The following is a 13,705-nucleotide window of genomic DNA, read 5'->3' on the forward strand; positions in this document are numbered from 1 at the left end:
TTTTTTGAACTCTTTTCAGAGTCTTTAGTGCGTTATAAGCTTTTTTATTATACCACATTTTTCTTCGTTTGTCAAGCCTTTTTCAGAACTTTTTTCGAAGTTTCTTTTCAGATCAGTTCGATTTCTGAACTTTTCTCTTGTGCGGTACTTTTCATTATATCACTTTTTCTCCTTTTTGTCAAGAGGTTTTCGTGATAAATTTTTGCTGTTTTTTTGAGTTTCGCTCTTCTGAACTACTCCCGCGCTCGTTCTCTTATCCCTAAGTTTCCTGCGCTCTTTCGCTCTTTCGTGCTCTCTCGTTGACAGCTTAATTATTATAGCGCATTTAGGCGCAAAAGTCAACCCCTTTTTCGACTTTTATTTTAAATAAAAGATTAACTTTCCAAGAAAAATTTCCTTTAATTCTTCGTTATTTTATTTAGTTTATCTGAACTTGATTTTCCTTTGTTCATTACTTATAATTCAGTTTTTTGTGCATAATATTAATTTATGCAATAAGCTATTGAATTCACTCCCTTTAGATGTTATAATATCTCTATATACATTATAAAAGAAAGGGGACAGCTTCGTGAAACAGCAGATAAATTCAAATGATGGCTTCGCCATCAACTCAAAGAAGCCGAGATCCAAATACGCAAAGCGTCATAAAAAGCCAAAAAAACTTATAAATATCATTTTCTCCCAGAAGACTACTATAATAATACTACTTCTGCTCCAGTTCGTTCAGATATTCATCATGTTCACAATTCTGAACGAGAACTACAATTATCTCTCCGTACTCTTCACCACCTTGGGCATCGTCGTGGCTATATATATAGTAAACACCGACCGCCAGCCCGCCTATAAGATTGCATGGATAGTTCCCCTGCTGATCTTCCCCGTATTTACAACGATACTATACCTTATCCTGACAAACCAGCCCTACAAGCGCAAGGTGTCCAATGCCTATGTTCAGAAAAATCTTGACACACGCTGTTACCTGCCCGAGGATATGGAACTTTCAAAAAATATACAAAAAACAGATCCCGAGCTTTACCGTATAGTACGCTATCTCGATGACAGCGCAGGCTTTCCTGCCTATGACTGCGAGGATATAACCTATTTCCCCTTGGGCGAAAATAAATTCGCCGCTATGCTTACCGAACTCCGCAAGGCTGAAAAATTCATCTTCATGGAATATTTCATTGTTGACGACGGCGAAATGTGGGGCGAGATCGTTGATATCCTAATCGAAAAAGCTTTCGCAGGCGTTGAAGTCCGCCTTATCGTGGACGGCATGGGTTCACAGTTCACCATGCCCGCCAAGGATAAAAAAGCCATCGAAAAAGCAGGCGGCAGAGTTCTGATATTCAACAAATTCCGTCCCATGATGTCCACTATCCAGAATAACCGCGACCACCGTAAAATACTTGTGGTTGACGGCAACGTCGGTTTCACAGGCGGCGTTAATATCGCTGACGAGTATATCAACCGCCTTATCCGCTTCGGTCACTGGAAGGATACCGCCATAATGATACGCGGTCAGGCTGTGTGGAACCTCACCATGATGGTCCTCCAGATGTGGGAAGTCATCTCCCACGAATCCACCGATTATGAAAAGTACCGTCCCACTCCCCCGGACGAAAATACCAAATCTCAGGGCATCATCGTCCCATACAGCGATACCCCCCTTGATTCCGAAAAGATCGGCAGAATGGTCTATATGTCCATGATCAACAACGCCAAAAACTACCTTTATATAACTACCCCCTACTTTATCCCCGATAACGAGATCCTCACTTCTCTCGAACTCGCGGCTAAATCAGGTGTCGATGTCCGTATAATAACCCCCCATATCCCCGATAAATGGTATATCCAGTGCATCACACGTTCCTATTATTCTGAACTTATAAACATGGGTGTCAGGGTCTATGAGTACGTCCCCGGTTTTATCCACGCGAAAAACTGCCTCTCCGACGATAAACGCGCTGTGGTCGGCACTATCAATTTCGATTACCGCTCACTCTATCTTCATTTTGAAGACGCAGCTTTCATGCAGGATACAGCCTGTATCCCTGATATCAAGGCGGATTTTGAAGACCTCTTCAAAAACAAATGCCACCGCATAACCCGCGATGATATCCGTGAACTCAGCTTTGCCAGCCGCTTTATGTCTGTCATTCTGAGGATATTCGCTCCCATGCTGTAAGGTGATCCTATGCAGCTATTCAGAAAACCCAAACTTACCAAAAAGAAGATCATTATCCTTTCCGCTGTCATCGTCCTGCTGACCATATTCTGCATCTTCCAGAATAAATATCTCACCGTCACCGAGTATACTTTCACATCACCAAAAGTTACCACCGCATCCGATGGCTTCACCATCATGCAGATATCCGATCTCCATAATGCAGAATTCGGCAGAAACAACTCCCGCCTTATCAGCAAAATAAAGGAGAACTCTCCCGATATCATCGTGATAACAGGTGACATAGTTGACAGCAACCACACCAATATTGATACCGCCATCGAACTCTGTAACCAAGCCACAAAGATCGCACCATGCTACTATATAACAGGCAATCACGAAATGTGGCTCGATGCGACCGAAAGCGAAAAGCTGTACTCAGGCATAAATTCCGCAGGTGTCACTATCCTTGATAATACCACCGTGATATTAGATAACGACATCTACCTCACAGGTTTGGGCGACGACCACCTTTATAACGGCACTCTCGCTGAACTTTCAAAAACCGTCCCCGAGAATGCCCTGCATATCGTCCTTGCCCACGAACCCCAGTATTTAGAGGAAGAATACACCCTCTCCTCCCCCGACCTGATAATAACAGGCCATGCCCACGGCGGACAGTTCCGCCTGCCATTCATCGGCGGCATAGTAGCTCCCGACCAGGGCTTTTTCCCGAAATATACCTCAGGGGAATATAAAAGCGGAGATACCACCATGTACGTCAGCCGAGGATTAGGTAATAGCGTAATACCCCTCCGACTTTTCAACACTCCCGAACTGAACCTGTTGAAAATCAAGACAAAATAACAAAATGATTATTACTGCCAAAGAAGAGAGCTTTATCTGACTAGCGTTAAAGAAGTAATTTATCCATACCGAAATAATTGATACAGACGATATACAGCGGATCACTAAGCACCATTATGTCATGAAGGCATGATGGTGCTTTTTCATTATACCCCAAATAGACCATATCCTAAAAAACGTACATACTCCTATTGCAAAATCTGTTTTGATGTGCTATAATACTCTAAACAAAAATGACGAGGGAGGTATCATCATGGCAGAGAAAAAGCCGAAAAAGCTGTATATGCACTATATTCTTGAGGTGCTGAAAAAACACTCCGACGAGGAACACAGGATATCTCAGCAGAAGATAGCCGATTTGGTGCTGGAGGACTACGGCATGAAGCTTGACCCAAAGACTGTGCGCCATAATCTTTCCATGCTGCTGGAAGCAGACTATCCGCTGGTATACACCGAGCGTCATCGCACAAACAAGCGTGGTGCACAGGAGAATATCATGACTGACTGGTACTTCCGACGTGAACATAAGTGGGACGAGAGCGAGTTATGTGTGATGATCGACAGCCTGCTGTTCTCGAATTATCTGCCGAAAAATCAGTGCGACAGGCTTGTTATGAAGATAGCCGAGCTGGGTGAGGAAGACTTCCAAAAGCGCGTAAAAGCCATGACCTCTGCTGTTGCGAGAAACGGCGGGAACAAGTCGCTGTTTTACACCATATCCCTGCTTAACGAAGCTGCCATCGACAAAAAGCAGGTGCAGTTCCGCTATTGCGACTACGGCACCGATTTTAAGCTGCATCCGCGGACTGATGATAACGGCGAGGAAAGGCTCTACACCGTCAGCCCCTACAAACTGCTTTCGCTGAACGGGCGATACTATATGCTGGGAAATCCTGCGGGGCATGATGGTGTAAGCGTCTTCCGTACCGACAGGATAACGGATATCGATATCACCGAGAATAAGGCAGTATCTGTGCGCTCGCTGAAAGGTTTTGAAAACGGCATCGACCTGGGCGAGTATGTCCGCGAACATCCGAATATGTGGGCTGGTGAAGTGGGCAAATGCACATTCAGATGTCCGCGGCATCTTATGAACGATATCGTGGACTGGTTCGGCACGGGTGCGGATATCCATATCCTTGACGATGATCTTATGGAAGTCAGGGTGCGTGTCAGCGAGGATGCTATGCTGCACTGGGCGATACAGTACGCCGACCAGGTCGAGGTGCTGTTTCCGAAGTCCCTGCGTGAGAAGATAGGAGAAACACTCAGAAAAGCGGCAGACAGGTACAAGTGAATCAAGGTATAAATTTGTTTTATATTTTAATTTGTTTGTTGTAATTGACTTATAACTTCCAATGTGGTATAATGGGGGTACAGCGATGGGGCTGGGAATTTTATCTTTATTGAACGGAGGATAAGTTTATGAAATATGATCGTGATTTTCTCATTAGTGTACACAATGATATAAAAGCTAATATGGAAGATATTCACTTAAAACAACACCACAATCCCGGGAATCTCATTTCAAAGCCTAAGAACGGAAGTGACTTTTTTACCCTACGCTACTGGCGTTCAAATGATAGAGAAAGGTTGACGGATTATTTATTTAACCAGTCTTGTCTAGAACTGCTTGTATGTAATAACAGGTTATTTATTGGCATTTGGTTCGGCGAAAATAATAAAGAATTCTCAAAACGTAAAAGATTTGCACATGATATTATAGAAAAAAGCAAAGACTATCCCGGCTATATATGGGCAGATGAAAATGGAACACCCGCACCTACCGATGAAAAGCTGATACAGTGGCTCTGTGAATCAAATCATGAAACTACATTTCGCAAAGAATTGACCGCTTATAGCAGAGATGAAGTATTAACAGAAATGAAGCATCTTAGTGAGTATCTTGATATTTTACTGAAAAAGGAATGAGCAAGGCGGTAATTAGATCAGGAGATATTATAATGGGAATACAGTAATAAAGTTGGGACGGATACTATGTTAAATGGAGGTATTCTTATGTTAACGGTAAAAAAAGATGACCTAAGTTGTATGTTTGAAGTGGATCATTCAAACAAAAGCATAAAGAATATAGATGATATTTTTGGGGTTATTAATACACCTGCATATAAGGATATGCAGCCTAGACATTTTCCTGGAATTGGTAAGAAGAAAGATGAGCGAAAAAAAATATTTTTAAAATTAGCCGATAAATTTAAAAGTTACTTTGAAACTGAAGATTTCACATCTACAGAAAGCTTTGATAAGTGGCACAAAAAACAATGTGATTTTTTAAAAAAAGAGTTTCGTAAGTTGTCCAATGATTTTGGAAACAAAATGACAAGAGGAAAAGCTCAAAAGCTTATAAACATGACATTCAAGCATCTATTTTTATTTGGAGACGCTGAAAACAAATATTTTGAACACTGTCATGTAGTTCTTGATAGTTACATATTGGAGTGGGCAAGGAAAAATATTGGTCTTGAAATTCATGAAGCATGGAGTAATATTTCAGATGATTATGATGCAATTCAACAATCATTTAGGGATAAACTTAAAACGATAGAAAGATTTAAAGATATACCCCCATTCCTTGCAGAGTATTATATATGGGAAGAAGCTAAATTGGATAGTATTAGTGGTGAGTTGCTGGTTTCACTCTCCAGTTTGCAAAAAACAAAACTTCTATTGAAAGACGATTATATTAGAAATAGGTTTTGTAATGATGATTTGAGAAGTCAAATTGTCAAACTCAAAATAGAGTTAGAGACTATAGATATGATTCTTAATAAATAATAAGCATTTATATCCCCGATCCACCCATCGGGGATATTTTTTGTCCTCTCATACATATCCGTTTTTCTCCCCATACCATATGCTATAATAATGACAACAAAGAACAACAGACACCAAGACTTCAACAAAACAGAATAAATAATATCGTTGACTGGTTCGGCACGGTGGCGAATATCGCACATCTGAAGATGGTTCTGTTCTAGAAATCCCTGCGTGAGAAGATAGGCGAAACACTCAGAAAAGCGTCAGACAGGTACAAGTGAAAAGGAGCGTTAAATATGGGTTTTGTTATCAAAGACGGTGTGCTGGAAAAGTACATTGAAGAAGATGGCGTAACAAGGGCGGTGGTTCCTGAGGGTGTGAGAGATATTCATTTCAAAGCCTTTAATCATTGTGAGAATCTCACTTCGATCCATCTTCCCAAAGGTCTTGACCCTGATTGGTTTGATGGTTTTGTGCTTTGGGATTGTGATGAGCTTACCGAGATAACCGTTGATGATGACGATCCGAATTTCATCAGCGAGGGCGGTGTTCTCTACAGCAAGGACAAGACCAGGCTTATACGCTGTCCCAATGGTATCGTCACGGAAAGATTTGTAGTTCCCGAAACTGTCAGGGAGATTTCGAGTGACGCTTTCCGCTGCTGTTATAATATTAAAGAGATCATTATAACCGGCAGGCTTGATCACTTAGGTATTGGAGTTTTTATGGATTGTACGTCACTTAAACACATTGAATTCGGATCACAGGTATGCGGGTTCAGCGATGATCTTTTTTTATGTTGTCACAAACTGGAAGAGATCCGCATTCCCGATGGTGTACACAGCGTTGGTTCTAATGCATTCGACCACTGCTATTCATTGAAAAAGATGATGATCTGTCAAGATCTATGTGAGGAGGATTACAGTGATCTCATTGCGCCCAATCTGGAAGAATACGAGGTCAATCTTTTCAATCAGACCTATTCGAGCAAAGAGGGCATACTCTATAATAATGAATTTACGATACTTCTGCGCTGTCCTCCCGGAAAAAGCGGAGATGTGGTCATTCCCGACACGGTTAGGGAAATAGCACCCGCTGCTTTCGTGTTCTGTGACAAGCTGACATCAGTTTATGTGCCTGCAAGCGTTAAAAGAATAGCACACGGAACATTCATGAACTGCTATGCCAAAGTGACCTACGAAGACCGTGATTCTATTGAGTTTTACTATCCGTGAAGCAATGGGTGAGATATTTGGATCAGAAGTAGCTCAGAGAAAATGTTTTATATTTTAATTTGTTTACTATAATTGACTTATAACTTCCGATGTGGTATAATGGGAGTACAGCGATGAGGCTGAGACTGATAGTTCGTTGGATGGAGGTTTCAATTATGACAAAAAATGATTGGATAAAACTGAAAGTATTATTCCCTTATGTATCTACAGAATGTAATATCTCAAACCAAGAACAGATTGAAAATGTAGTATGTAAAACAGCTTATAATGATATGGCTCCACGCACGCTTCCAGATATTAGCAAAGTGAAGGACGAGAATGGTAATTTATTAAAAGATGTAATGCTTAAATATGTTACTGATAGATTCATTAAATACTTTGATGAATCTGCGCCTAAAGATAAACACATATTTGATAAATGGCATAAAGATACTTGTAATGAAATGATTAAAGTATTTGAAAAGTCATCTGTAAATTTTACTTATGGTAAAGCGCAAAAACTGATAAATATTGCTTTTAAGAATTTCTTACTTTTTAACGGTGCTAAAGAGGAATATTTTACTTATTGTCATACACCTATAGATAATAATGTTCTTTATTGGTGTAAGAAAGTTGCAGGAATTAAACGCATAAATTGCGCTTGGAGTAATATGAACGAAGAATTATATATTGAGTTACAGGAAAAAATAAGTGAATATCTAAAAAGTGATAAGAATACTAAATATTTATATGAAGATGGTAGACCTATATCGAATCTTGTTGTTGATTTTTACGCATGGATTGAAGGTGGTAATACAGAAAAATTAATAATAGAATGGGGAAATATAAGCACTAAAGTAAAGTTTTATATAGATAATGAGAAAATTATAAATACTGTTCTTGAAAATCTGCAATAAGTACGTTTAGATTAATGAATAATAGATTCTGCCTATCCCCGACCACCCATCGGGGATATTTTACACCATCTCACACATATCCGTTTTTCTCCCCATACCATATGCTATAATAATGACAACAAAGAACACGAACCACCAAGACTTCAACAAAACAGGAGGAAATGCTATGGAACTCAAGCCTTTGACAAAAGCTCAGATCAACTGCGGCAAGGTACTGCTTGAATGTATCGCGAGAGGTCAGTACAGGATCACTTACAGCGAGATATCCGACCTCACGGGGATACCGCTCCGCGCTCCCGGGCACGATGTGGGCGCACATATCGGCGAGCTTTCCAAGCACTGCCACGCCATGGGTCTGCCCCTCATATCCGTTATGGTGGTAAATAGAGACACACTTGTGTGCGGCGAAGGATTTTTTGATCTCTGCAACGAGCTGAACGTTCACCCCATTTTCAAAGAGAGAATGGCGCTGATGTTCAAGATGTGTATGCTTGAAGTTAAGGAGTGTAAACGCTGGGGCGAGCTGGCTGATTATCTTGGGGTCAGCATTGAGGGGCTGGACTGAGGCTAATGTACAAAGGTGTATTCTGGCTGATCGATGGTGAACTGGTTGCATTCCCCTTTGATGGCAGTTATCCCGATGGTACTGCGAAATCCGGGGACACCTATAATCACAAACTGCTCTGGGATATCGTCCACCCGAAAGGCTGCCGCAAGCCCTTTGACTACTATCCGCGGGGTCGCGTGGAGCTTTCGGGCAAGGGAAAAGCGGTCATCTACATGAGCCCCCATATCGGGCAGGAGTACATTGACGTCATCAAGATTAAGTTCAGGCTGATTGGAGATGTGACAGTAAAGTACGACAACAGCAGGCATTATCGCTGTTACACCGACGTTTTTTGACCGAACAGAAAGGAGTTTTTGCATGGAAATATCACCCGAATACGCGGCAAAGCTCAACGAATTTATCAACGCTCCCGAACCGCTTTCAGCAGAGCGGTTATCAATGATAATCAGCAAGCTGTCCGACAGATTTCAGGAAATGCTTTACCTGAATATCGGCATGGGTATGACTAGCTGGGAGATATCCGAAATGCTTGATACGGAGAGTCATTGGGTAGCTCAGACCTGCGCGACTGCAAAAGTGAGGTTTCGCCGTCTTGCATTGAGGAAGACAAGGCTCGATATGCACGTTACCATATATTCCCGAGAAGAAGCCGAAGCACTTATCGAAGAGGGGAAATTCCCCGAAAATACAGCTGTCATCAGCTTTTATGACCCCGCCATAAAGCATATCAACAAGAACTACACCCACGTTGACTACAGCAAAGTGTGCGACACTGTTTTTTACAGTGAGCTTGACGACCTCGACCTTGATGTGCTTGGCGACAGGGGCTATGATTACGATACTTATTTCTCCGAAGCCAAAGACATGGCGAGGTTCGTAGTTGAGGCTTACAAAAGCGGAAAGGATATCATCTGTCAGTGCGAATACGGACAAAGCAGGAGCGCAGGCTGCGCGGCGGCTATTCGCCAGCATTTCTACCATGACGGCATCTGGGTATTTGCGGATTTCAAGCGTTACCCCAATCAGCTGGTTTTCAGGAAGCTGTATGATGCGCTGGAAAAGATAGATCTGAGGTGAAAAAATGATATATCTGACAGGAGACACCCACTGCGGTGCGGATATGGGTAAGCTTGATACTGCAAGACTTACTTCGGACGATAAACTTATCATAGCAGGCGATTTCGGTCTGCCGTTTCTGCCGAGTGATATTACGGAATATGAAGCATCAAACGGTGAAGACGGCGAGTACAGCAATTGGATAAAATATCTGCGCGAAAAGCCTTACACTGTGCTTTTCATCGACGGCAATCACGATAATCATGACTGGTGGAGCGAGCAGGAAGTCAGTGAGATGTTTGGCGGAAAGGTGCAGGTACATCCTCATGCAACGAATGTTATCCACCTTATGCGGGGCGAGGTATACACCATAGAAGACAGGAAGATATTGACATTCGGCGGTGCGGCAAGCACAGATAGAGGCTGGAGGATCGAGGGTGTCAGCTGGTGGAGCAAAGAAGAAGCGAGCGATGACGAGATCGAAACCGCTCTTGAAAATCTCGAAAGACATGATAATAAAGTCGATCTCATCGTGACGCATACTCTGCCCAAAAGCATAATTGCGCAGATACCAATGTTTTCGCGCAAGCTGTCCCCATGCAGGACAGCAGATTTTCTCGATGAAGTATTAAGACGAGTGACCTACCAAAAATGGTACTGCGGGCATTTTCATACGGATATGGATATTCCCGAACAGCGTGTAAAGGTGCTTTATAATAAAGTTGTCGGGATAACAGACTAAAGGAAGCTGGTAATTTTGACAGAGTATCTCAAATACATCGAAAGTGAGACTTCACGCAGATGGATGGAAGAACATAGCGAATATCTGAAAGCCGAGGAGATAGCTGACCTGATAATGTATGCAAGGGCTGATATCCGTGACAAGCTGCATGATATGAAAAGGCTTGCAAAGAAAAGCGGTGCTGATCTCAGCAATGCGGTCAGATATCTTGAAAAGGCTGTGTCGCTCATGGATAGTCAGGGCGATGCAATATTCCTGAAAACAGTTCACTATTACGAAGAAGACGGTGATGACTGTGATGAAAGTGCGCCGTATGTTTCTTTTCATAAGGCTGTAAATTCAATAATCGAAGAGAAGAACGATGAAGATCTCGATGAGGAAGGCTATGCGTCAATAAGCTGGTATGTCATTACCAGATATGACTTGAAAAACGGTGAATATGAGTACACCGCACTATTTACTGTCGGACATGACGGGAGTGTTTGGGCTGCTGAGATCGAGGGTGAAAAATATTATCACGATGATCTTGATCTTGTGACCCCATTTGATCCCGGAGATATCATAACCTTTGACGCAGAACCGTTCCACCCGACAATTCACGCTGTTGTGATATGGAAGACTATGATATCCGCCGACCGTGAGGACTGTTGTTCGCCATTCATTCTGTATTATAACAAAGACGGTCTGCATTATGAAGCATTAAAGCATATTTACTGCGGAGAGCTGTTTTCGCCGTTACTGAGAGCGGAAATATATGAGGGTGAGCTTAATGACGATGAACAAATATTGTGCAAAGTCAGCGATTATATTAAAACTCATGAAAACGGTGCAGCCGAGATAGATGATATCCTGATCGAAGATCACGATCTGCGTGAAGAAAGGCTTATGGAACTTCTTGGTGTTGCAAGATAATAATATCCCCTATGATCGATCTCATAGAGGATTTTTTAGTCCATTTGAATGTACTCATGTTCATTGACAAATCCGAACATCCGTGCTATAATCTATTATACAATCGAACGTATGTGCATATTGAGATTAATTCAAATCGAAAGAAGGCTGATAACCGCAATATATCATTTCAACGTCAAAATGGTCACGCGAACGAGTGGGGGCAGTTGCGTAGCTAGTGCTGCATACATCGCAGGCGAGAAGATCAAGAATGAGCGTGATGGAAAAATTCACGATTACCGCAATAAGCACGAAGTTGTCCACAAGGAGATTCTGCTGCCTGCAAATGCGCCACCCAAATACAGCAACAGAGCCAAACTATGGAACTATGCCGAGTGTGCTGAAAAGCGCAAGAACTCCCAAACCGCTCGTAGCATCAATGCGGCATTACCGCGCGAACTGTCAAGAGAAGACCAGATCGATCTGGTCAGACAGTTTTGCAAGCAGTGTTTTGTTAGCAAGGGAATGTGCTGTGATTTTGCTATCCATGACAAGGGCGACGGAAATCCTCACGTTCATATTCTGCTGCCCACCCGCCGCGTGGGCAAGAACGGTTTCACTAAAAAGGAACGCGCTTGGAATGATCGGAAGCTTCTACTTGAATGGCGGGAACGATGGGCTGATTGGTGTAATCACAAGCTATATTTCGTTTCAGACGCTCGGGTCGATCACCGAAGTTACAAAGATCAGGGCATTGACCGCTTGCCACAGATACACCTCGGTGTCGAGGTTTGTGCCGTTGAGCGCAAGGGCTTCAAGACCGACAAGGGAAACAAGAATCGTCGGATACGCAGGCGCAATCTTGAAGTCGAGATTCAAGAGCTTGAACAGCAAATGCGGGCTATTCGCTCGAAGCATAAACAGGATACTATCGACTACATCGAATCCAATATAGGATGTAAAGTGTCCGAAGCTTTCACGATACATGATGAAATGCCTGTGCTGGAACAGTACGAGAAATACTTGCAAAGTCATAATATCCCTAGCGAACTCATTTTCTACAATGAGGATAAATACGAATTGTTTGTTCCGAAATCAGAAAAAGAAAAAGCTATCGGTCTGCTGTCTCAGTTCAGGAAGCAGAACTTCGAAAAGGATAAACAGGGCGATATGCAACAAAAATCTGCGCCCCCGAAAAAGCCAAAGCCCCGATTATGACACCCAAATCATCCTCGTGCCGTATGGCACACTAGCGGGATCGCTTGCATAAGGGAGAGTCCAGAGAGGGAGTTTTCCCTCTTTGGCGCACTTCAAACTCGAAGAGTTTGTATAAGTGCGCCCTACGGGGTTATGGTGGGTAATGACTATCGAATAAAAAATTCGCAAAACTTACCGCCCTGTCAAACTTTCGTGTATGCGAATTGCTGCGTATGCAGCAGGGGCAGAATTGCCCTCAAGGAAAGGAGAATGCTATTGAGTAACAAAAAGCTTACAACAGAAGAAAAGATCGAGAAGTCGAAAGAGTACGAAGATGAGATGACACGGCTGCAAAATAAAATGAAAACCATGCGGACAGCTAAAAAGAAGCTCGATGCCGAAATTGCCGATGAACTGGAAAAAGCCGAAATGGTGACAAATCAAGATGTCGGCAAGAAGTTCAGAAGCAAACTGGATATATCTCTGCCGCTGGACAAGTACTGTGAGATCATCGATTTCATGTTCATGCATGATGATTGTGTGGAGTTCATCGATGAGATCATTGCCAAGCACCGGAAGGAACAGGAAGCTGCTAAAGCTAAAAAGCAGGAAGAACAGTCTGCCAATGAAAATAGTACGGCAGCTGAGTCTATCCTTGCTGAAGATAACGATAATAATGAAGAAGATGCTGAAACTACCACCACGAACGAGGTCGTTCATTCGGTCGCTGGTAGCGAATCAGCATAGATCAATAAGTAAAGAAAAGGTCGGGTGATACCTATGCACAATTAATCGCTGTCAGTGAAAGCAGTTCGCCATGCCTTTGCCGACAGCGTTTCGGAAACAGCTTAGGGGTCTCATCAACCACGATAAAACTTGTAAAATCTTCAAATAGCTGCCGTCACTCCTTACGGCAGAAAAACGGATCCACTTCAAAAACATCATCTCCTCAAACGAGAGGAGAATGAATTTGAAAACAACATTTACAAAAGAAGAACAGAAGAACCCGCGCTATGAGCTGAATTCGGTGAGGGAGTACAAGATCGGTCATACGACCTACATTGTCAAAACCTACTTCGACCTCGAATGTGGTGAGTCACTCGAAGATCTGCTCCAGCGACTGGTAACAAAGGAGATATGCAAAGCGATGTCGAATTAATGTCTAAAAAACGTAGAAACAGCGGGTCATTTAAAATTTATCGTTGACATCTAAGAACATCTGTGCTATAATATTAATGATCCGCTGTGATCGTCGGAAAGAGAGGAATGAATGAAAGACAAGATCACAGCATTGTATTGCCGCCTCAG

General features: G+C 42.5%; 15 protein-coding genes. All 15 read left to right on the forward strand.

Going from position 1 to position 13,705, the window contains the following annotated elements; genetic code table 11:
• The first annotated feature begins 568 nt into the window (after positions 1 to 568).
• Positions 569 to 2,188: a cardiolipin synthase gene (cls, locus tag BMY75_RS16915; RefSeq protein ID WP_081350605.1), complete on the forward strand. Its 1,620-nt coding sequence runs from the start codon at positions 569 to 571 to the stop codon at positions 2,186 to 2,188.
• A gap of 9 nt (positions 2,189 to 2,197) precedes the next feature.
• Positions 2,198 to 3,034 carry a metallophosphoesterase gene (locus BMY75_RS16920; protein WP_074836326.1) on the forward strand — a complete coding sequence of 279 codons (837 nt, stop codon included), beginning with the start codon at positions 2,198 to 2,200 and terminating at the stop codon, positions 3,032 to 3,034.
• Between the two features lie 253 nt (positions 3,035 to 3,287).
• Positions 3,288 to 4,331, forward strand: a complete 1,044-nt coding sequence (locus tag BMY75_RS16925) for a helix-turn-helix transcriptional regulator (RefSeq protein ID WP_074836328.1) — start codon at positions 3,288 to 3,290, stop codon at positions 4,329 to 4,331.
• Positions 4,332 to 4,459: 128 nt separating this feature from the next.
• Entirely contained in the window at positions 4,460 to 4,966 is a 507-nt protein-coding gene (locus BMY75_RS16930; RefSeq protein ID WP_074836329.1) for a hypothetical protein, read from the forward strand.
• Positions 4,967 to 5,053: 87 nt separating this feature from the next.
• A complete protein-coding gene (locus BMY75_RS16935; RefSeq protein ID WP_074836331.1) occupies positions 5,054 to 5,830 on the forward strand; it encodes a hypothetical protein in 777 nt (258 codons plus the stop codon).
• Positions 5,831 to 6,108: 278 nt separating this feature from the next.
• A complete protein-coding gene (locus BMY75_RS16940; RefSeq protein ID WP_074836334.1) occupies positions 6,109 to 7,047 on the forward strand; it encodes a leucine-rich repeat domain-containing protein in 939 nt (312 codons plus the stop codon).
• Between the two features lie 155 nt (positions 7,048 to 7,202).
• Positions 7,203 to 7,943 (forward strand): hypothetical protein, encoded by a 741-nt coding sequence (locus BMY75_RS16945; RefSeq protein ID WP_074836336.1) that lies wholly within the window; start codon positions 7,203 to 7,205, stop codon positions 7,941 to 7,943.
• 166 nt (positions 7,944 to 8,109) lie between these two features.
• Complete coding sequence (locus BMY75_RS16950; protein WP_074836338.1) at positions 8,110 to 8,508, forward strand: hypothetical protein; 399 nt, start codon at positions 8,110 to 8,112, stop codon at positions 8,506 to 8,508.
• Between the two features lie 5 nt (positions 8,509 to 8,513).
• On the forward strand, positions 8,514 to 8,846 hold the full coding sequence (locus BMY75_RS16955) for a hypothetical protein (protein WP_074836340.1): 333 nt from the start codon (positions 8,514 to 8,516) through the stop codon (positions 8,844 to 8,846).
• A gap of 22 nt (positions 8,847 to 8,868) precedes the next feature.
• The gene (locus BMY75_RS17575) at positions 8,869 to 9,588 is read left to right on the forward strand and encodes a hypothetical protein (RefSeq protein ID WP_081350606.1); all 720 of its coding nucleotides are present in this window, start codon (positions 8,869 to 8,871) and stop codon (positions 9,586 to 9,588) included.
• A gap of 4 nt (positions 9,589 to 9,592) precedes the next feature.
• Positions 9,593 to 10,309, forward strand: coding sequence for a metallophosphoesterase (locus tag BMY75_RS16965; RefSeq protein WP_074836342.1), 717 nt, complete (start codon positions 9,593 to 9,595; stop codon positions 10,307 to 10,309).
• Positions 10,310 to 10,324: 15 nt separating this feature from the next.
• Complete coding sequence (locus tag BMY75_RS16970) at positions 10,325 to 11,221, forward strand: hypothetical protein (protein WP_074836344.1); 897 nt, start codon at positions 10,325 to 10,327, stop codon at positions 11,219 to 11,221.
• 111 nt (positions 11,222 to 11,332) lie between these two features.
• Positions 11,333 to 12,418 carry a MobQ family relaxase gene (gene mobQ / locus BMY75_RS16975; protein ID WP_278289313.1) on the forward strand — a complete coding sequence of 362 codons (1,086 nt, stop codon included), beginning with the start codon at positions 11,333 to 11,335 and terminating at the stop codon, positions 12,416 to 12,418.
• A 255-nt stretch (positions 12,419 to 12,673) separates the two neighbouring features.
• Positions 12,674 to 13,144: a hypothetical protein gene (locus tag BMY75_RS16980; protein WP_074836348.1), complete on the forward strand. Its 471-nt coding sequence runs from the start codon at positions 12,674 to 12,676 to the stop codon at positions 13,142 to 13,144.
• Between the two features lie 223 nt (positions 13,145 to 13,367).
• The gene (locus BMY75_RS16985) at positions 13,368 to 13,556 is read left to right on the forward strand and encodes a transposon-encoded TnpW family protein (protein WP_074836350.1); all 189 of its coding nucleotides are present in this window, start codon (positions 13,368 to 13,370) and stop codon (positions 13,554 to 13,556) included.
• The last annotated feature ends 149 nt before the right edge of the window (positions 13,557 to 13,705 follow it).

Source organism: Hominimerdicola alba, assembly GCF_900109655.1.
In the GTDB taxonomy this organism is placed as follows: domain Bacteria; phylum Bacillota; class Clostridia; order Oscillospirales; family Ruminococcaceae; genus Hominimerdicola; species Hominimerdicola alba_B.